15 protein-coding genes are annotated in these 20850 nt (G+C 42.3%); 1 reads left to right on the top strand and 14 read right to left on the bottom strand.

Annotation, left to right across the window (positions count from 1 at the left end; all coding sequences use genetic code 11):
• Positions 1-408: 408 nt before the first annotated feature.
• From BP549_RS14370 to larE, 6 genes are all read right to left on the bottom strand, one after another.
• Positions 409-1590, bottom strand: a complete 1182-nt coding sequence (locus tag BP549_RS14370) for a cysteine desulfurase (protein ID WP_292381770.1) — start codon at positions 1588-1590, stop codon at positions 409-411.
• Positions 1591-1632: 42 nt separating this feature from the next.
• Complete coding sequence (locus BP549_RS14375) at positions 1633-1932, bottom strand: hypothetical protein (protein WP_292381773.1); 300 nt, start codon at positions 1930-1932, stop codon at positions 1633-1635.
• Positions 1933-2245: 313 nt separating this feature from the next.
• Positions 2246-2794: a DUF531 domain-containing protein gene (locus BP549_RS14380; protein ID WP_292381775.1), complete on the bottom strand. Its 549-nt coding sequence runs from the start codon at positions 2792-2794 to the stop codon at positions 2246-2248.
• Between the two features lie 242 nt (positions 2795-3036).
• Positions 3037-4644: a PKD domain-containing protein gene (locus BP549_RS14385; protein WP_292373866.1), complete on the bottom strand. Its 1608-nt coding sequence runs from the start codon at positions 4642-4644 to the stop codon at positions 3037-3039.
• Positions 4645-5063: 419 nt separating this feature from the next.
• Entirely contained in the window at positions 5064-5507 is a 444-nt protein-coding gene (locus BP549_RS14390; RefSeq protein WP_292373868.1) for a GNAT family N-acetyltransferase, read from the bottom strand.
• Positions 5508-5548: 41 nt separating this feature from the next.
• A complete protein-coding gene (larE, locus tag BP549_RS14395) occupies positions 5549-6367 on the bottom strand; it encodes an ATP-dependent sacrificial sulfur transferase LarE (RefSeq protein ID WP_292373870.1) in 819 nt (272 codons plus the stop codon).
• Positions 6368-6646: 279 nt separating this feature from the next.
• On the opposite strand from larE, the gene glmM reads away from it, so the two are divergent.
• Complete coding sequence (gene glmM / locus BP549_RS14400; protein ID WP_292381778.1) at positions 6647-8005, top strand: phosphoglucosamine mutase; 1359 nt, start codon at positions 6647-6649, stop codon at positions 8003-8005.
• Positions 8006-8820: 815 nt separating this feature from the next.
• On the opposite strand, the gene BP549_RS14405 is transcribed toward glmM, so the two are convergent.
• The 8 genes from BP549_RS14405 to BP549_RS14440 form a co-directional block, all read right to left on the bottom strand.
• Positions 8821-9954 (bottom strand): TIGR04013 family B12-binding domain/radical SAM domain-containing protein, encoded by a 1134-nt coding sequence (locus BP549_RS14405; protein WP_292381781.1) that lies wholly within the window; start codon positions 9952-9954, stop codon positions 8821-8823.
• 33 nt (positions 9955-9987) lie between these two features.
• Complete coding sequence (locus tag BP549_RS14410; protein ID WP_292381783.1) at positions 9988-11100, bottom strand: site-2 protease family protein; 1113 nt, start codon at positions 11098-11100, stop codon at positions 9988-9990.
• Positions 11101-11193: 93 nt separating this feature from the next.
• Positions 11194-11655 carry a DUF126 domain-containing protein gene (locus BP549_RS14415; RefSeq protein WP_292373876.1) on the bottom strand — a complete coding sequence of 154 codons (462 nt, stop codon included), beginning with the start codon at positions 11653-11655 and terminating at the stop codon, positions 11194-11196.
• Positions 11642-12847: an aconitase X gene (locus BP549_RS14420; RefSeq protein ID WP_292381785.1), complete on the bottom strand. Its 1206-nt coding sequence runs from the start codon at positions 12845-12847 to the stop codon at positions 11642-11644. The genes BP549_RS14415 and BP549_RS14420 overlap by 14 nt, the downstream gene beginning before the upstream one ends.
• 44 nt (positions 12848-12891) lie before the next feature.
• Entirely contained in the window at positions 12892-14160 is a 1269-nt protein-coding gene (locus BP549_RS14425) for a UbiD family decarboxylase (RefSeq protein WP_292373878.1), read from the bottom strand.
• Between the two features lie 158 nt (positions 14161-14318).
• Positions 14319-15386 (bottom strand): citrate/2-methylcitrate synthase, encoded by a 1068-nt coding sequence (locus BP549_RS14430; protein WP_292381787.1) that lies wholly within the window; start codon positions 15384-15386, stop codon positions 14319-14321.
• Between the two features lie 426 nt (positions 15387-15812).
• Complete coding sequence (gene acnA / locus BP549_RS14435) at positions 15813-18617, bottom strand: aconitate hydratase AcnA (protein WP_292381790.1); 2805 nt, start codon at positions 18615-18617, stop codon at positions 15813-15815.
• 515 nt (positions 18618-19132) lie between these two features.
• Entirely contained in the window at positions 19133-20503 is a 1371-nt protein-coding gene (locus BP549_RS14440) for a hypothetical protein (protein ID WP_292381793.1), read from the bottom strand.
• Positions 20504-20850 lie beyond the last annotated feature (347 nt).

A 20850-nucleotide genomic window follows, 5' to 3' on the forward strand; every position in this document is an offset into this window, starting at 1 on the left:
AACTTTACATGTTGCGCATCCCCCTTCTAACCCGCAATACAAACCTCAAAAATACAGTTTCTCCACTCTGTTTTACGTAATACAGACCATCTAATCTCACAAGACAGAATAGTAGCTTATTTTAAAAATTAAATTATTAAGATGATGGAATAAAAGTTTAAGAGATGGGGAATAAAATCTGCACAAATCAGCATTAATTCAAGTGAAAAATGTTGCATTGATTAAAAACAGTTTCCTTTACCCCTAAAAATGAAATTTAAATAAATGAGTCCTGAGCGAGTTGGAGATCAATTTATCTTGACCATAAATTGCCCCTCTTGAGCGAAGCGCAGCAGAGCGAAAAGAGCATCTGTTGGCCATGCTGCTGCAAGGGGTTTTCGCTCAAGCCTTTTTTAAAAAGGCTTGGTTTCAAGAAACAAGTGCCTTAAGCCCAGCAACTGTATTTACCAGTATATCCACTTCTTCTTCGGTATTATAAAGTGCAAAAGAAGCTCTTACAGTGCTGTCCACATTCAGGAAACGAATAGTAGGGATTGCACAGTGATGCCCGCTCCTGACACAGATTTTTCTTGTCTGGTCGAGGATCAAGGCGACATCATGAGCGTGAAGCCCTTTTACGTTAAAAGGTACTACTCCTGCTCTGTCTTCAGGCCCGTAGACCTCTACATGTTCGAGTTCGGATAGTCTTTTTGCAGCCCCCCTGGACAATTTTAATTCCTGTGCTTCGATTTCCGGAATTCCTATTTTTTCAACATATTCAACTGCTCTTCCTAACCCTATAACTCCAGGAATATTCGGAGTGCCGGCTTCAAAACAGGCAGGAGAAGGTTCCAGCACGTAAGTATATCCTTCAACATCCGAAACCGTACCTCCTCCAACTGAGGCACTATCGAGCACATCCGGTTCTTTGATATAGAGTACGCCAGTGCCCTGCGGTCCAAGCAGGCCTTTATGCCCTGCAGTTGCAAAAAAATCACAGTTCAGGTCTTTAAGGCTGACTGGCATATGTCCGGCAGATTGAGCGCCGTCGATAAGAACTTTTATGCCGTATCGGTGAGCAAGTTTGGTAATACTTTTTACATCCTGGACGGAACCGAAGACATTTGAAACCTGATTTATGGCAACTAGCTTGGTTTTCTCGGTAAAAGCTTTCTCTACCGAAGAGATATCGATTTTGCCCTCACTGTTTGGACTTACAACCGTAACCTGTACTCCTTTTTTCTGCAGGCGTAGCCAGGGAAGGAGATTAGAATGATGTTCGAGCACGGTTGTAACAATATGGTCCCCGGGCTCCCAGGGGTAACTGTTTGCAATAAGATTGATTCCTTCAGTGGTATTTTTCGTAAAAACAGTCTTTGAAGGTTCTGCGTTTAAGAAACGAGCAACAGTCTCCCTTGCGTCTTCGTAGCGGTTTGTAGCCTCCCTGGCCAGACGATGGGCTCCTCTCCCGTGATTGCCAGCATACCTGTAAAAATACTCGACCATTGCTTCAACTGCAGGTATCGGCGTCTGAGTAGTTGCCGTGCTGTCAAGGTACACGACTTCTTTTAAAACAGGAAAATCTTCACGGACCGCATATACGTCGTACATGCTTCTTTTTTACGAACGAGAAATAAAAAAAGGTTTTGCAGGTTATTTACCCTGCACCCCGCCTATCATAAAGCGGTAAAGGTCTAATTCATCCGAGTCCAGGTTGTCGGTACGGCCTTTTACAACGGCATGATAACCGCTTTCCTGGCGCTTACATCCATATTCGTTTCTTTTTCTGTGTTCGTGCTTTAATTCACTCATAAATTTTCCTCCTGTCTCTTCAAGGTTTGCGCTTAAATGCGGGTTAGAGTTAGTCCTTCTGGATACAAGGGCCCTGCAATCAGGGTAAAAGTTCCCAGCCTTTTTCGGAAGCGGCAATTGAGTGCAGGTTAGAATTCCCAAAATTCTTCCCAGGAATTTTAATCAAAATCATTCTCTAAATCCCTGTGTACAAATTCCTGCGATAAGGTTAGCCTTCAATCCTTCTGGACAAAACCTAAAAGCAGGATAGGTTGTATTCCTTTGGGCTAAAAACCCCACAACAGCGCAACAAGCGTTGTTCTTACCCACAACAAGTATTAATTGTCAATTGTAATATATATCGGTTCCGGAATTTCTTTAAATTAATTCGAAATTCTTTTAGTTAAACCAAATTATTTGAGCGAATAAGTGGAATAACCCCCAGTTTTCAATTTCAGAAATTTGCGCCAGAAATCTATTTTTTCGTTTCAAGGTTTGCCATGAGTCCTGAAAGGTAGGCCGGAATCGCACCTATTGCTGTGCAGGTCTCAAGAGAAAGCCCTTTGGAAGTAATGTCAAGATGGTATTTTCCTCTCTCAAAGAGCTCTTTTGGAAGCCCTTTATGCCCGAGCCCTACAAGAAACAGAAAAGAGCGATTTCGAAGGGCTTCCTCGGCAATCTTTATGGGTGTAACCTGTCTTTTTGGGTCAGGTTTTGAGGTAGTGATTACAATTTCCCCAAACTGAGAAGGGAACCCCTTCTTTGGAAGATCGGATACTGACAGATGGTTTTTTTCATAAAGGATTTTGAGATAACTTCCCGATTCCCCGATTGTGGTCTTTTCCATCACATAAGCCACCAGTTCTTCTGCGGTCATCTTGAAAGGGAAATCATAAAGGGCAAGGTGAAATCCAAAAGCATGACAGATTGGAGCAGCTCTTGCAATTGCCCGATAATGCGCATCGAGAATTTTGATCTTATCGTAGGTATTTACTATCCCAAGGGTGAGCATAAGGTGCTTCATTATCTTTTTTCGTAAAATAATGTTTCGTCAACCTGTGTTGATTATGTTTAAACTTTTTTAGATTTTTAAAGTTTCTGATATAGTCAGTTAATGGAAAAACATACATGAAATAAATATTCAAAGTAATGGCCGCCAAATCAAACCAAAAGAAGGCAGAAAATTTTGAATCTACAGATTAAATATGTGAATCCCCCACTGTCCTTTAGTCTTGCCCTTTTTATTTGTTTTTCAATTTACGATATTCATTTGCTTTTAACTATTACATATCCAGATATAGTTTTAGTGTTACTTCCCGCAGCATTCTTTACTGTCAAGCTCACAGTGTACTTTCCTTTTTTACTGTATGTATGCGCAGGACTCTTTGCTGTTGAATATGTTCCGTCTCCAAAACTCCATTTCCAAGAAGTTGGACTATTGGTACTTTTATCAGTAAACTGCACCTTTAGTGGGGCTTTTCCAGCGGTTGGAGTTGCAGAAAAAGCAGCAATCGGTTTTACAGGAGCTGTTTTTACAGTTATATAATTCTTTATTGTTTTCGTATTTGTTCCGGCTGCATTCTTTACTGTTAAGCTAACAGTATATTTTCCTGCTTTACTGTAAGTATATGCAGGACTCTTAGATGTTGAAGATTTTCCATCTCCAAAGCTCCATTTCCATGAAGTTGGCGATCCTGTACTCTTGTCAGTAAATGTCACTTTCAGGGGGGCTTTTCCTGAGGTCGGAGATGCAGAGAATGCAGCAACCGGGGAAGTTGAAAGGGTGCCCATGTAGATATCAGCATTTCCGTTGCGGGAATCTATCCACACTATCTTGTCGCCATAGATATCAGGACTCCACTGATCTGACTTATCGGTAGTGTGACTCCCCTGTCGAGTGGCGAGATCGTACACATAGATATCCCAGTTTCCATTGCGATCATCCATCCACACAATCCTGTTTCCATAGATTGCAGGAGAATACGAAGCTGATGGATTGGTGGTTATTCTTTTTTCCTTTTTGGTGGAAATGTCGTACATGTAGATATCAGCGTTTTCATTGCGCCAATCCGTCCACACGATCCTGTTACCATAGATTGCAGGATAGTTTGCGAGTCCGTTATTGGTAATTTGAGTTTGCTTTTTAGTAGAGAGATCGTACATGTAGATATCGCTATATCCAAAGTTATCGTTTACCCACACAACCCTGTTACCATATATAGCAGGAGAAAATGCTTGGGCAGCTATCATTTGTTCCTTTTTAGCGGAAAGGTCGTACATGTAAATATTGTAACCTTCGTAGTCTTCACCCGGATAACCTGTCCAGACAATCTTGTCACCGTAGATTCCAGGGTCCCAATTATATACTTCATTAGTGATTATACGAGTTTGCTTTTTAGTAGAAAGATCTTGCAGATAGATTTCGGAGTTTCCGTTACGCTCATCTGTCCACACAACCCTGTTCTCGTAGATATCTGGAGAATACTGATTTGATGCATTGAGAGTAGAGGTTTCCTTTTTAGTAGAAAGGTCATAAATGTATACATCCCAGTTTCCATTACGATAATCTTCCCACGCAATCTTGTTACCATAGATAACAGGGGTATACTGCTCAGATGCATTGGTTGTGATCCTTGTTTCAGCGATCTTGGGTGCGGCAGCTTGTATAGATTCTGTAGCTATACCGTTTCCATCTGTAGATACTTCATCGGATAGAACCTGGTCATCCGACGGGTCGCCGGCTCCACTTGTGATCTGTGGTGGAGCAGTGGTTCGCATATTTTGTTCAGGAGATGCCGATGCTATAGATGAAACAAAAATTAAAAATATGATAAATATTGAAGCTAAAACTATTGAATAAGTTTTCTTTTTCATTTCTCATTCCTCTTCCATCTTTTTTATTTCTTTTAGTGCTTTTTATCCTCTAAGGTTATCAAAATTGAAAATCGATAAATCAAGCATTTATTCTACTTGTAATTGGCTACCATCGCTAGACACCCTGGAAAACATTGAAAATTTTCTTCGTAAAAATCCTAACTATTTGCGATGGTTGCTAAGATTAGATGAAAGTTGTCCCCATATATAATACTTTTGAAATCTTTTTCATTTTTTTGAAAGTCGTAAAAATTAAGACCGTAAAAATTAGATACCGCTTCAGCTAACAACAATTGACCTATCAATCAAAAAACTTAGAACATGGAAAAAGACTCGTATTTCTCGATTTTCAAAACAAGACGACACTAGATAGTTTTTCGGAGAGCCTAGGAAGGGAGCTTAACAATTGAGCCGGAAGTTTAGAATTTATAAGAATAATTCATCACATGCTGCGTGCACTTCTCAAAATGTTCACATTTTTCGCAGTCTTCCCAGAGGGATAACTTTTCGGAGTTCTCTATTTTTTTAAAATTCAATTTTTCAAAAAATATAGGGGCGGTTGTCCTAACATACAAGCCGCAGCTTAGATCCTCGATAGTTGTTAGAAGGTACTTAACAAGCCTGGTTCCAATCCCTTTTCCTCTGAAGTTCGGATGGACTGCAATAGAATGAATCTCTAGGAAATTTCTACCGTGAGATTCGGATTTTATAAGGGCTGCACATCCCATAATTTTTCCATTGATTTCAGCCAGTACGAAATCTTCAGTTTCAAGTTTTTCCATGTCAAGAAAGTAAGTGGATAGGAGTCTCTGAATTGCCAGCAGATCTGATTTTCTGGCTCTTCGGATAAGAATGTCTGTCATATTTTTCCTTAATTATTTTTTCAGATTATTTTTTCAGATAATCAAGCTTTCTTTAAGGTATAAGGTTCATCCATGCTCCCACTCCGAAAGCCCTCAAGGTCAAGGGTTACGTAGTCAAAGCCCAGAGATTTTAAATATCTGGAAATTTTCTCTCTTTTTAGTAAAGCATTTTCTAATTCCTCTGGAATTACTTCTATGCGGGCAATGTTCTCATGCACCCTGACCCTGAACTGGGTAAACCCCAGGGAAAAGAGAAATTCTTCAGCCTTTTCGATTTTCTGGAGAACTTCGACAGTTATTGGCTTTCCGTAGGGAATACGAGTGGCAAGGCAAGCTGCAGACGGCCTGCTGGCTGCTGAAAGGGAAAGTTCAGAAGCGATCTCCCTGATTTCATCTTTTGTCACGTCAAATTCCACGAAAGGAGAAAAGACCTTCTCTCCAGCTTCCTGCACCGCCCTGTACCCAGGACGGTTCTCCCCAAGCATTTCAGAGGAATTTGTGCCCTCAAGTACAACATTGTATCCTGCTTTTTCCGCAAAATCCAGCAGGGTTTCAAGCAGGGCTTTTTTACAGAAATAGCACCTGTTTAATGTATTTGCGGAAAAATAAGGAAGGCTCAACTGAGAATAATGTATAATTTTGTGCTCAATTCCAATTTCACAGGCTGTCTCGACAGCAGTTTCCAGCTGTTTCCTTGGAAAAAGCGGGGAATCTATGGTTACGGCAAGGGCCTTTTCCCCAAGTACCTCAAAAGCAAGGGCTGCAAGAGTCGTACTGTCTACTCCTCCTGAAAATGCAATGACCGCACTTTCTCTTGCTTTTATAGCCTCCTTTATCAATTTTATCTTATCAGTAGCCATTAATAACGGATTTTCAGCTAATAAGATATATGTATTTGCCAGCCCTATAATCGGGCAACTTAAAATAGCTGAAAAAGGGGATTTATGGGTTTACTTAAAGGACACTATTTCTAATTGAGAATCTTCTCAAAGTAGCGGCATCTTAAAATCGTTGTAATGTTTTTATTACAAGAGCTTTGTTTCGTATCAGAGCTTTATTTACTGTAATAATTCAAATTAAAGAGCAGATTTGCCTGAATACCAAGTTTTTCATTCAAATTACAAAGATGGAGACCTTACATGGCATTATTCGGAACTAATGGTGTACGTGGTATCGCCAATGAATTTATAAATCCAGAACTGGCTGTCAATTTAGCCAGGAGCCTTGGTACATATATGGGTTCGAAAGGCACGGTTGCTATAGGCTGTGATACCCGGATTTCAGGTCAGATGCTGAAGTCTGCCGCAATTGCCGGAGCTCTTTCAACAGGCCTGAATGTAATTGACGTGGGAACTCTTCCTACTCCTTCTATTCAGTATTATGTGCGCGATTATGCTGATGCCGGGATAGTTATTACTGCTTCCCACAACCCAAGAGAATATAACGGGATCAAATTAATCGCTGGAGATGGTACAGAGTTTCCTAGGGATGGAGAAAAAGAGATCGAAAAAATTTACTCTTCAGGAAAATACTCCATTGTATCTTGGGATAAGACCGGCAGTTTTAGAATTGATCCCAGTGCCAATGATTATTATATTAGGAATATTATCAACGCAGTAGATGCCGAAAAGATTCGCAGCCGCAAACTCAAGGTAGTTGTTGATACAGGTTGCGGAGCAGGTTCACTTACTCTTCCCTTCTTGCTCAGGGAACTTGGTTGCAATGTGCTAACTCTTGAAGCTCAACCGGATGGGACTTTCCCCTGGCGAAATCCTGAACCCACACCCGATGCTTTAACTGAACTCTCCAAACTTGTAAAAATTACCGGGGCCGACCTCGGAGCAGCTCACGACGGGGATGCGGATAGAATTGTCTTTATGGATGAAAATGGCGAATTCTTAAATGAGGAAGTTCTGCTTGCCATGATGGCAAAATATATTCTTGAACGTGAAAAAGGACCTATAGTAACTCCTGTCAGTTCTTCGCAACGTATGGCCGATGTGGCAAAAGAGGAAGGCGCTGAACTTTACTGGACAGCAGTTGGCTCTATCAATGTCGCCCGAAAGATGATGGAAGTAAATGCGGTTTTCGGAGGCGAGGGCAATGGAGGCCTTATTTTCCCCAAACACCAGTATTGCAGGGATGGAGCAATGGCCTGTGCCAAAATCCTAGAAATCTTGGCTGGCGGGAAAAAGCTTTCCGAGCTTGCTAAGAGTGTACCTCAATACTTCAATGCAAAAACCAAAATACCTTCTGTAAATACGCATACCACAATGGAAAAAGTAAAATACGAAGCCTCAGGCCTTGGACTTAAAATGGATACAATCGACGGAGTCAAAATCTGGTATGAAGACGGCTGGGTTCTTATCCGCCCATCAGGCACGGAACCGATTTTCCGAATCTTTGCCGAAGCAAAAAAGCAAGAACGAGCAGAAGAACTCATGCAGGAAGGTCTGCAAATGGTCATAAGAGCCGAAAAAGCTTCAGCTGCCAAATGAATAATAAATATCTTCGTAAACTAAGTCTTCAAATACAATTTGAACAAAGCATTTAAAATAAATTCTTTAGTAACCGCAGAAAATCGCAATATCAAAAATGCTGTACCGCAACCGTTGCGCCGGTTGATCACGCCGTATAGGGTTTGGGGACAAGTTCCTCAAACCCTAATGTCGCTAGGGGGTTTTCGCTCAAGCCTTTTTTGAAAAGGCTTGCGATCAAGCTTTTTCAAAGAAAGCTTAAAGCACTCACAAAAAAGTAGTAGCGCTCAAGAGCACTTTATAGATAGGTATGCATAAATTTAAAATTAGTAGCAACAAATTATAAATACATCAATTACTTTATTACATATGGAATTAAAAATGGGAAATCATTCCGAATATAAGTATGTCAGTATGAGAACCTCCTAAGCTCAAAACGTACACTTTCTGAACTGGAAAAGTAGCTAAACTCGAAGTATTATTTGATTAAAGGAACAGCCGGTAGTACAAGATCAATCGAAAGTGCAAGATCAAGAAATTAATTCAAAAAATGAGACTCAGTCAAAAATAAGGAACAAAAAGCATATTCCAGATAACAGACTGGAAAAAATAGAAAAATCGAATTAAAACCAAATTCGGATAATGGAGTTGATAAAGAATATTATTAATAGAATTAAAAGCAAACAATATGTGCGGAATTGTCTAGCAAATAACTTGTGCTGAATTTATCAAGGGATGTATCGAATCCAAAACGTTAGGCCTGGTTTTAAAGCTGAGACTGGAATTCCAGATTAGGCTTTTAACCTGGATATTTTAATTTTCCTTTTTCTCTAATTTTACTTTTTTTCAAATTTTCGGGGTTTTTCCCAGTATCCTGTGAGTTTACCGCCAAGGGCAAGTTTTCCAAGCTCTCGCCTTACTTGATCACTTACTTCTTCAGGGACAGCCGATGCATATGGAGTTCCTGGAAGGGGAGTCAGGTAATGAGCCCTTACAATACCTCCTTTCTTGCATATCCAGCGGACAAGGTCAAGGCTTTTTTCTTGATCTTCCTCGGTTTCGGTAGGAAGGCCAAAGATGAAATCAACCGCAGGAACGATTTCATGATCCAGACAACACTCAACTGCTGAAATACTATCTCCAACAGTATGCCCTCTTTGGATCTCCTTTAAAATTCGGTCGCTGCCAGACTGAGCCCCAAGGCTAAGGCTATCGTTTGCGCAGTATTTATTCACAAGCTCAACAGATTCATCGGTTACGAATTCCGGACGCACTTCCGAAGGAAAGGTCCCGAAAAAGATTTTCTTATCAGGCAGTTTGTGCAGTGCGGAAAGTAACCTCTCCACCTTATCAAACCTGGGGTGAATCCCATCACTGCCGTAACCAAAGGCATTTGAGGCTATGAAGCGAAGATCGTTATAATATCCTGCATTTTTCACAATGGAATCTATGCTTCTGTGTCTGACTTCTCTCCCGAAGAGCCTAGGAGTCTGGCAGTACTTACATCCCCAGGGGCATCCCCTGCTAATTTCAATAGGAGCCCTGAGTTTTTCAGGATTAAAGCAGGGATAGGAATCAAGGTCTGCATAGGGCCTTTTTGGAGTTATGATAACTTTGCCCGTTTCCGCGTCCCTGTATGCAATGCCAGGTACTTTTTGTGGATCCCCATTTCCCAAAATCGCTTTCACAAGTTCAGGAAGGGTTTCCTCCCCTTCTCCAATTACGACATAATCAAAGTATTCAAGCGCCTCTTCTGGTGATCCAGATGGATGAGGGCCTCCTGCAATAAAAATCGAATTCGTGCCTGCATTATTTACTTCCAGAAATACCTTTTCGGCCTGGCGCGTTGTAAAGCTGTAAATCATGATCCCGTTTACAGGCCTATCTACAAACCCGGCTTCCGGCAGTAAAGGCGAAAGGACTGCAAAGCTGTAAGAGTTTTTTTTGCTGTACCGGAAGTTTACATCCATTATTTTCCTCCGTTTTTAGAACCCCGAGCTCATTTAGGAAATTGACTTAAAAGGTATCAGAGTAAAGCATAGTAAGCCCAGGATAAAAGTAATGATCCCTATAAAGATACGTTTTTTGTCCAGTTCTACTTTGTCGTGCAGGGGAGAAGGATGTCCTGCCGCCGCAAAAATCCAGAGTAAAAGAGCCCAGGAAACCCATATAAATCCATCTTCCTTCAGCCAGTAAATTACATAAAGCCCTATCAACAACATAATACGCGGCATTAGAAACGAGATCTTCTCCGCTTTTTTACCCATCATAGCCCTGAGGATGTGCCCACCGTCAAGTTGCCCTGCAGGAAGAAGGTTGAGTAGGGTTACGAACATTCCTACCCAGCCTGCAAAGGCTACAGGATGAAGGGTTTCTCCTGTAGCTCCGACAAGATTCTGGATAAACACGAAAAGGGGAGGCAGGCCGAGATCAAGCATCGTAGAATTGGTCAAGGGATTTACTGTAGGCGCCTCAAGGTTAAGTCCTATTACAGTAACTGCAACTGACATGAGCAGACCTGCCAGTGGCCCTGCAACTCCCACATCAAAAAGTGCTTTTCGGCTAGGCACAGGTCCTTTATAGCGAATTAACGCTCCCATAGTCCCGATAAATGTGGGAAAAGGAATGAAATAAGGAAGAGATGCCTCCATTCCATGATACTTGGCCATTACATAGTGAGCCATTTCATGGGAACCGAGAACAGCCATTATCGCAAGGGTAAAGGGTAAGCCCCGGAAAAGCTGGAAAGGCCCGTTTTCGAGGTCCGCTCCGGACATCCAGGCTCCACAAACCATGGTTGTAAAAAATGTCGCTATGAAAAGGACAATGTTTACCCAGGTCTTTTCCTTTTTCTTCTTTTCAGGAAAAACCAGCAGTACATATTCTCCAAGCTCGTACTTTAGCGTGCATCCAAACCCAAATTGCTGTAAAGGCTCCCAGAGTTCTCCCGTAATATTTGCAGCATCGGTTTTAGGAGTTCCATATAAGTAAAGGGCTTCCCCGGAATTCTGGATCTCATACACGTCAAATACCCTAACTATGTAAGGGTACAAACGCGAAACCGTTTCTTCGGCATTGAATTTTCCTTTGCCTTTCTTATGGTTTTCCTGGTTCATTTTGGAGTTCCTATCTCCCAGATTAAGATTTTAGTTTCAGATTTATTCATTCTCAGCTTTATCTATCAGCCTTTGGGCCTTAAATTACCGTTTTTAATTTTCCTGATTATCTTTCATTTCATCGTTTTCAGGTTTATTAGTTTCCTGTTTGAGAAGCTCAACATATCCTTTGCTTCCGTTAACCAGAACAAGGTCTCCATCATTTAATACTTCGTAAGGGTTTCTCTCAAGCATATCAACAAGTGGGATTTCAGAAATAATAGCTCCAACTGCAACTATAGGTTCGGTTTCCAGATTTATTATCGCTGAAGGGGCGACTCCGTTTTTTTTCAGTTGATACATAACATACGAGCCAACTGTAGAGCCTTTTCCATGGGGAAAAACAAGAACCTTATTCTGGATTGATTTTCCTTCAAGGGCGTGATTTTCTTCAATTACAACCCCGGTTTTCGGGTCTACACTGCCAAGGAAGGAAATGGGATCTCTAGAGAGTAGTACTTCCCCTTTTGCACATCCTCTGGAAATTGTCCTGCCTTTAAGTTTAATTGGAATCACCTGCCTTGTTTTCTGTCCGGCCGACTGCTTCCTCTACACACGCCTCCATACTTCCGTATACGGCTTCAGCCCCGCACATCCCTGGCACGTAAGCAAGCGCTTTTCCTGAGTTTACCATAACGCAGGAATAGCTGTTGGTAGCAGGAGAAACTACCATACAGGTGTCGCAGACAACCTTAGCTCCGCTTTTCTCGATAGTCCTGATATACTCCGGATAACGGTTTGCAAGTTCCCTTGAGGTAAAGATCCAGAACTCTTTTGAAACCGTTTTTCCTCTCAGCAGTTCGGCTGCTTTTTCAAGCTCCCTTGCCGAGCAGTGAGGACATCCTATAGTTATCAATTCGGGTTTTTTGCAGGCTTCTTTCAGGCTCTCATAAACCTCATCAAGCTGGCTTCTCTCAATAGTTATTTTTTCTGCCGGGGCTTCAAAATTCACTCTACAAATTTCAGGCGTCACTCCTTCCACATGGTAAAGGGCAACTGCTCCTGAAGCTGCCATTGCAGCTCCGAGTGCTTTTAACTCATCCGCATCCGGCGTATTCCTGAGTTGAAAAACAGGTACTTTGCTACCTGCAAGTTTGCCAGCTACATAACCGAGTGCACCATAATCCGACCCTTTTAATAGAGATTCTACGTCAAATGAGACCTCAGGCACACGGTTTTCGTCCAGATGGAATCCATAATTAGCAGTTTTCCCGAGAAGTGCCGCAGAAAGAGCTGACGGTCCACCTTCCCGGTTTGTCCTGGCTCCAAGTACAGAATTTGCATAAGAGACGGCTGACGATTCGCTCCATGCCAGGTGGTCGCCGTAACCGGCGTCAAAACCCTCAAGAGTATAAGGCGTACATGTGCACTCACATCGAATTCCCAGTTTTTCATATGCCTGAACAATCAATTTTTGTTTTTCCGCAAAATCGGGCGAGATTTTGAGCCTTTTCCAGTCTTGCAGATCCATCCCGGCAGGATTCAGAATCGCAGGAACCTTAACCTTGCCCTGCAGGTCTGAAATCCATTCAAGGCCTGCATCGCCCATAGTTTTGTAAGAAACCCCTGCAATCTGGGCGCTTTTGATGGGAATAAGCCTGTCTGCACTGTAAATATCTCCAAGAGCCACCAAGATTTCGATAGCCTGCCTTAGAGTCTCTCCGGTTTCTCCATTCAAGATTCGCTCTTCTTCTTTTGTAAGATACATTGAAATTCACTCGGTAATTGCCAGATGCTTAAAATAACCTTTATTTATTCTTCCGGAATTACGGCCCTTTCAAAATTTTCCTTTTCTACAAGCACTTTTGTAGCATCAATTCCCACTTTTGTAGTCGTTCCGTCAGGAGCTCCCCGCGGATCCAGAGAACTGCCCCTGACATTAGGGATAATCAGAATATCCATATCTCCTTTTACCCTCGTGGCAATTGCAAACTCAACATCGTTCGGGTCAAAAATATTTATATCCTCATCCACAACCACTACATGCTTAAGGCTCGTGTGGGCTGCAAAGGCTGCCATAATAGCATTTTTTCCATCCCCTTCAGTCTGCTTCTCAATCTGAACGACTGCATGGAGATAACAGCATCCTCCTTCGGTCAACACAACGTTTTTGACAGTCGTAACCTCCCCGACAGCCCTGTAAATCCTTGGTTCGTAAGGCACGCCCATCATAAGGAGATGCTCAGGGCCGGCTGGCAGAATCCCGTGATAGATTGGGTCTTTTCTGTGAATGATTCGGGTAATATGAATAACAGGTTCTTTTCTTACCACATCATAGGTTCCGGTAATGTCCACAAAAGGCCCTTCATCAACCTTCTCTACAGGATCAATATAACCTTCAAGCACAATCTCAGCATGAGGAACTTTTACCCCATTTGCACACTCAAAAAGCTCAACAGGAGCTCCTCGTAGGGCGGCTGCGTATTCGAATTCTTTTCCTACAGGAACCCTTGTAGAAGTCGCGTAAATAATTGCCGGGTCGCAGCCAAGCACGATTGCAACAGGCAGAGATTCGCCTTTTTCGGCAGCTTTTTTGTGCAGGAGATAGGTATGCCTTGGAGGAACCAAGCGGACTGCAAGTTTATCTTTTCCTACAAGCATAAGACGGTGAATGGAAGCGTTAATCGTGCCTCCATACTCGGAAACTACAATCCCTGCTGTTATATACGGGGCCCCGTCTTTCTCAAAATGTGTAAGAATAGGAAGTTTTGTCAGGTCAACCTCGTTTTCTATTACCTCAAGGGTTGGAGACTTTGAAACCAGTCGCACTTCCCCTTCAGGAGAAACTTTCGAAAGTCTTTTTATGATTTCTTCCTTAGGGACTCCGAGCATGGAAGCCAGTTCATCCCTTGATCCAAGAAGGTTCATTATGACTTTTGAACCCGAAATATTATGGAAAAGAACAGGAGCTTTTGTATTTTTCGCAATTCGCGAAGCCTCGAACCTCGGAGAAACGGGATGCGAAATCTCTACCAGTTTTCCGTTTTCTTTCAACTGGTCGATGAAAACTCTAAAACTCATGGGTATCTGGATATCAAAAAGCTGTCAGATAATAAAAAGATTGTCCGCAAACCTTTTTAAAAAAGGTTTGATCGCAACCTTTCCTGAGGAAAGCTTGACCAAAGGCTCGACTTAGCGTGATCAACCGGCGCAACGGTTGTGCTTGACCAAAAAGTCATTTAACATTCGTCAAGCATGAAAGCTCTTGGCCTTATAATCCTTTTCTTCTCATACTGGTCAAAGCAATGAGCTATCCAGCCTGAGACCCGCCCGATTGCAAAAATTGATGTTGCAAGTTGAGGGGGAATATCCATATACTTGTAAACAACTCCCGAGTAGAAATCAACGTTGGGATAAATTGGCTTTCCTTTCTTTTTCACAAGTTCGCAGACAACAGTATTTTCTATTATTTCCGCTATTTCGTACCAGTGCATATCCCCTTTTGCTTCGGCGAGTTGCTTGGCAAGCTGCTTAAAGATTAAGCCCCTTGGATCATAAGTCTTGTATACTCTATGCCCGAAACCCATTATCTTTTCTTTCTTTGCGAGTTTCTCAAGCACAACCTTCTCCGCATTCTCCGGATAGGCAATTTCTTCGATCATGTTCACAACTTCTGATCTTGCCCCTCCATGCAGAGGACCTTTAAGGGTACAGAGTCCTGAAACAACAGCAGAATAGAGGTCTGAAAGGGTAGAGGCAGTAACTCTTGAAGAAAAAGTAGAGGCATTTAATTCGTGTTCGGCGCTGAGGATGAAGTCTTTCTCCATGATCTCAGCTTCCAACTGACTTGGTTTGCTTCCCCTGATCATATACAGGAAGTTAGCTCCGTGGGAGAGAGAGGGATCAGGGGGCACAGGTTCCTTTCCATTTGCGATTCTATAATACGCAGCAACTATCGTTGGGATCTTGGCAATTAACCGTGTGGCTTTTCTCATATTTCCTTCAGGAGAGCTGTCGTTAATGTCCGGATCGAACTGAGATATAAAAGAAACTATTGTACGCAGCGCTTCCATAGAATCAATATTGAAATTGCACATGTGGATAACGTCCAGAACCTCCCTATTGACTTCACGCTCCCCATGCAGGCAGGCTGAATACTCGGCAAGTTCCTTATCTCCGGGGAGCTCTCCCTGGATAAGCAGATAGGAAACGGCATCATAGGAAAGCTCAACCAGCTGGTTAATATCTACCTCCCTGTATTTCAGAATGCCCTCTAACCCATCGATGAAACATATATTTTTACTCATTTTCTACCTCACAGTTATGCCTAGAGGATTTTCAAAAAACTTTGAAGTTTGGGGAATCCTCTGCTTATACGTGGAAGATTTAACACGAAGGGTCTTATTAGGACCCAAAAATAGGGTGACAATTCATTCCTATTATTATCGAATAAGTATATTAAATTTGTTGAAATTATATCTCTGAATCTTTATAATTATTTTTTTAATATTAAAGATGCCACGGCCTTAAACCTATAGGTTATATTAAAAAAGAAATATGCTCTTTTAGAATAAAGTTTCCCTCAAAATGCCTTTGAGAATTAAAAGAACTCTATATAACCCTCTTTTCGATCCGAGAAAAAGAAAAGGTTTCAAAAAAACAGGAGAGTTTATATAAAGCTTGTGAAACCCTTTCAAAAAGATTCTTTGTCTAATTCTGGTACTGCTAACCTGTTATTTTTTCTTCACTGAATCTCGCAGGAATTTATGCAAAATCCCGCCATTCGTGTAATACTCGATTTCTACAGCCGAATCCAGCCTCAAAGTAACCTGGAACTGCACTTCATTACCATTTTCGTCCTTTGCCCTCACAGTAAGTTCTCCGTGGGGTTCCATGTATTCAGTGCCCAGAATATCATAGCTTTCTTTTCCTGTGAGACCAAGGGTATCGGCGTTCTCACCTTCTTTAAACTGCAATGGAAGAACTCCCATGCCTACAAGGTTGCTTCTGTGGATACGCTCGAAAGACTCGGCAATAACTGCTTTTACTCCTAGCAGGAACGTACCTTTGGCTGCCCAGTCCCTGGAACTGCCTGTCCCATATTCTCTTCCTGCAATAACGATCAGAGGAATATTATTTTCCGCATAAAGCATAGCTGCGTCATAAATTGGGATTCCTCCACAGGCTTCCTCGGGGAAGTCTTCTTTCCTGGAATGGTATACGGTCCAGCCTCCTTCCCTGTCCACAAGCCTGTTCCTGAGCCGAATATTCCCGAAAGTTCCGCGCATCATTACCTCGTGATTACCTCTTCGAGACCCATAAGAATTGAAATCTTCAGGGCTCACACCCCAGGAAATCAGGTACCTGCCTGCAGGACTGTCTGACGGGATATCCCCTGCAGGAGAAATGTGGTCCGTAGTAATACTGTCCCCGAAAAGGGCCAGGACTCTTGCATTCTTTATATCCGCAGGCGATGGTGAAGCAGGCGGGAAGTCCATGAAATATGGAGGTTCCTGAATGTATGTGGACATAGGGTTCCAATCATATAGGGTACCTGTCGGGGCTTCCAGCTCTTTCCAGCGTTTGGGGCCTTCAAGCGCACCGGAATATTCTTTTTCGAACATTGAAGGTTTGATGCTGTTCTTTTCAGCATCCCTGATCTCCTCCTCTGCAGGCCAGATATCCTTGAGGTAAACCGGGCGCCCGTTGGGGTCATAAGCAAGTGGATCTGTTTCAAGATTGATATTTACAGTACCTGCGATTGCATAGGCTACAACAAGAGGTGGAGAAGCAAGGAAATTTTCCCTGACAAGAGGGTTAATCCGACCTTCGAAGTTCCGGTTTCCGCTGAGTACGGCTGCAACAGTAAGGTCATTTTCCTCAATCTCCTTAGCAACTTTTTCAGGTAAAGGACCACTGTTACCTATACAGGTTGTACAGCCGTAACCTACCTGGTGGAAACCAAGAGCTTCAAGATAGGGCAAGAGGCCTGCAGTTCTAAGATATTCCGTAGCTACCCTTGAGCCGGGGGAGAGACTTGTTTTTACAAAAGGCTTGACATGCAGGCCCTTTTCTACAGCCTTCTTCGCAAGCAGCCCGGCCCCTATCAGAACAGAAGGATTTGAGGTATTGGTACAGGAAGTAATTGCTGCAATCACTACGGAGCCGTGTGTTACCCTGAAGGCTTTCTCCAGAGATTCTGCTTTTTCCTCTTCTGTAACATAGGTTTCAGGTTCCTCTACAGGCGCCCCTCCGTCACTAATCCAGCGCTGATAAGCAGGATCCTGGGAAAGTTCAAGCCCTGAATCTTTCTTTCGGATAAAGGTCTGCTGCATAGTTTCACGGAAGTTTTCAGGCACCTCACTCAAGAAAAGCTGGTCCTGAGGGCGCTTCGGGCCTGCAAGACAGGGCTTCACCGTGCTCATATCCAGTTCCAGGGTAGTACTGAAAACGGGATCAGGCTTGTTAACGGAGTACAGAAGATCCTGGGCTTCCAGATACTTTTTCACAAGGTCAACCTGTTCTTCGCTCCTGCCAGTTCTTCTCAGGTAGGCAAGGGTCTCGGCATCTGGTGGGAAAATTCCAAGGGTTGCTCCATATTCAGGAGCCATATTGGAGATCGTTGCCCTATCAGGAAGACTGAGTGAGTTTAAACCTGGTCCGTAAAACTCCACGAATTTGCCGACAACTCCCACTTTTCTAAGCATCTTCGTAATTGTCAGGACAAGATCAGTGGCAGTGACTCCCTGTGCAAGTTTTCCGTAGAGCTTGAAGCCTACGACCTCAGGTACAGGCATATAGTAAGGTTGCCCTAGCATTACGGCTTCGGCTTCTATGCCTCCTACTCCCCAGCCGAGTACTCCAATCCCGTTAATCATTGTAGTGTGAGAGTCTGTCCCTACAAGAGTGTCAGGAAACGCAAATAACTCCCCATTTTTCTCTTTGAGATGCACAAGTGGGGTCAGGTACTCAAGGTTCACCTGATGGATAATTCCCCTTCCAGGAGGCACCACTCTGAGATTATCAAAGGCTTTCTGGGCCCAGCGCAGGACGGAATAACGCTCTGTATTGCGTTCAAATTCCTTTTTCTCATTTTCCTCAAGGGAATATGCCGTGCCGTAGGAATCCACCTGGACCGAATGATCAATAACAAGGTCGGCAGGGATAACAGGGTTTATTTTCGTAGGATCGCCTCCAAGGCGCTGCATTGCCGAGCGAAGGGCTGCAAGGTCTACTACAGCCGGAACTCCTGTAAAGTCCTGCATAATTACCCTTGACGGAATGAACGGGATATCCCTGTCACTTACGTTTTCAGGGCTCCAGCGGGCAAGAGCCTCTACATCCTCGGCAGTTATTATATGCTTTTCAGTATCTGCGTGCCTGAGCAGGGATTCCAGCAGGATCCTTATGGAGTAAGGAAGCAGGGAAATTCCCTCAAAGCCTTTTTCTTCAAGTTTGCCCAATCTGTAAATTGTAGCTTTTCCAGCAGCTGTTTCAATAGTGTCTCTTACCCCAAATGGGTCCGGACCTTCTCTCATAGATTTTTTACCTCCAGCAAAAATATGAAAATAAAACCATAATATTATAGATTTTCTCTTTATCGTGTGAGTCTCTTTATTGCGCAAATCTCTTTATTGTATGAAAGCCCCATCTTATCTTAAGACTATTTTATTCCTTCGGGTTTACTACTCCCCTTTTACATACAAAAGTTTGCTTTAATTGAAGGTGTTGCCCTCTGCTTTTTCCCCAAAACCTCAAAATAATTCCTCGTGTAAATTATATGTTAACCAGTATAAAAATTGTTGATTTTTACTCTAGCTTAAGACACACTAGTCTTTTAATATATTTTTACACTGTGGGGTTGGGTGAAAAAGAAAGGAAAAAACAATAAAAATGATTAAGAGAAAAAAGGATTGAAAGAAATTAAAAATTATGAAACAGTCTAAAACTTCCATAATTCAGAAGTTAAATAAAAACCTGACTTTTATCCTCTCCTAATACCCGAATAAAAAGAAAACAAGCCCTGAAATAAAGAAAAAAAGTTAGAAGCTGCTTATTTTCCAGCAGCTCCGATTGTTACGGTATAATCAAAGTTCTCTGTATTTTCGGGAAAGATAGAAAGATTCCATTTTCCAACAGCTCCTGGTGCAGTATAAGTCTTAATAAAAGTTGTAGTTCCTCCCTGGTAACTTCCTTGATTTTTAGTTTCTATACCGCCAGTTGCTGCCATACTGCCTTCACCTCTAAAGAATGGATATGAAGCAAAATAGAATGGCTGCGGGTACGCATCATCTACTATGGTTACCGAGCCGCTATATTTCGTATCTACAAAGGTAGGGGTAACCTTATTTCCTGAAGGATCTATCAGGCTCACATTAAAGGAAGGCGTAAGATTTCGATTTCCTCCGGTGGTATACAGGCCGTATCCGTACTGGTTAGCTCTAATTTCCAGGGTAATGGGGCCATCAGTTCCGGCTTCGAAGGTATTCTCATAAGGCTTTTCAGGAACCGGAAGGATACGGAAGTTCAGGGAAATCATTCTTTCGTATTCGCGAATCCCAGGGTCGTCAATATTCAGGTCAATACTACCGCTATAGCTGCCCTTTGCAGTAGATGGAACTGCAAGTGTAAGTTTTACAATAGCTGTCTGTCCGGCTTTTATTTTGTCAGGAGCTTCCACGCGTATTGCATCGTCTCCGAAGGCCTGTTCCGGCATTCCCATAGAGTAAACTATGTCTTTAGTAAGCTCAGGGGAAATTGTGATATCTTTAATGCCTGTATTCCTCAACTTGATTTCATAAGTATAATTCTTTCCGGCTTCGACAAGGTCATTTACATAAGGTGTAAGAATCTGGATTGATGGTTTAACCCATACCTGTATGTTCAGCTGCATCGTGCCCGGAAAATTTGGATAAGGACCGGCTACATCTCCTTCAGGTACTTTTTCCGTTAAAGCAAGGAGTACGGCATAGCTTCCAAGGTCGGCATCCTTAGGGATGTTCACCTTTACCTGAAATTCCTGTTTTTCTCCGGGCTTAAGAGCCTTTTCGGAAGGACTTATGCTGATCCAGCTTTCGTTTATGAAATTTTCCGTGTAAGGAGTGATTATAGGCTTCGGCTTCAATTGAATTGTCTTGTTATCTTTGTTCTCAACGGTTACAGTAAAATTTTTACTATCTCCGGGTTTAATCTCCAGGTACTTATAAGTCGGGTCAACCTTGATTTTCTCAAATTTGGGGAAATAATCTCCTGCATAACTCGAAGATGATACGGTATCTGCCACCACTTTTGGCTGTACTTCTTCTTTTACAGGTATGGCAGCAGTATCTTCATCCCCTGCTCCTGCACAGGCAACCGAAAGGACTGCTATGACAAGGAGTCCGTATACAATTCCTTTTAATGCCTTAATATCCAATATACGCATACTTTTCACCTCGCTCATTATCTACTAAGGCGTGAAACATATAAAATAATTACTTAAACTTCGAACCAATTTGCAGTTATTTTTAGAGAATAAAGGATAAGAAAGATTATTTTTGAAAGATTATTTTTTGATTTCCATCTTTTTTACGTGTCTTGTTCAAAAAAGTAATTTAATTACTTCCAGAGTCCCAACTTTTGCCTAGCCCCAGTTTTTGCTAGCACGATACGGAAATTAAGACGTTACCAAAAGACTAGAGACTTTTTAACATCTTCTGTAATCACCAAAATATACTATCATTTACAATAGCAGTTGACTGCAATTAATCAAAAACCACTGGGCAATAAAAA

Source organism: Methanosarcina sp. UBA289 (assembly GCA_002496565.1).
Lineage (GTDB): Archaea > Halobacteriota > Methanosarcinia > Methanosarcinales > Methanosarcinaceae > Methanosarcina.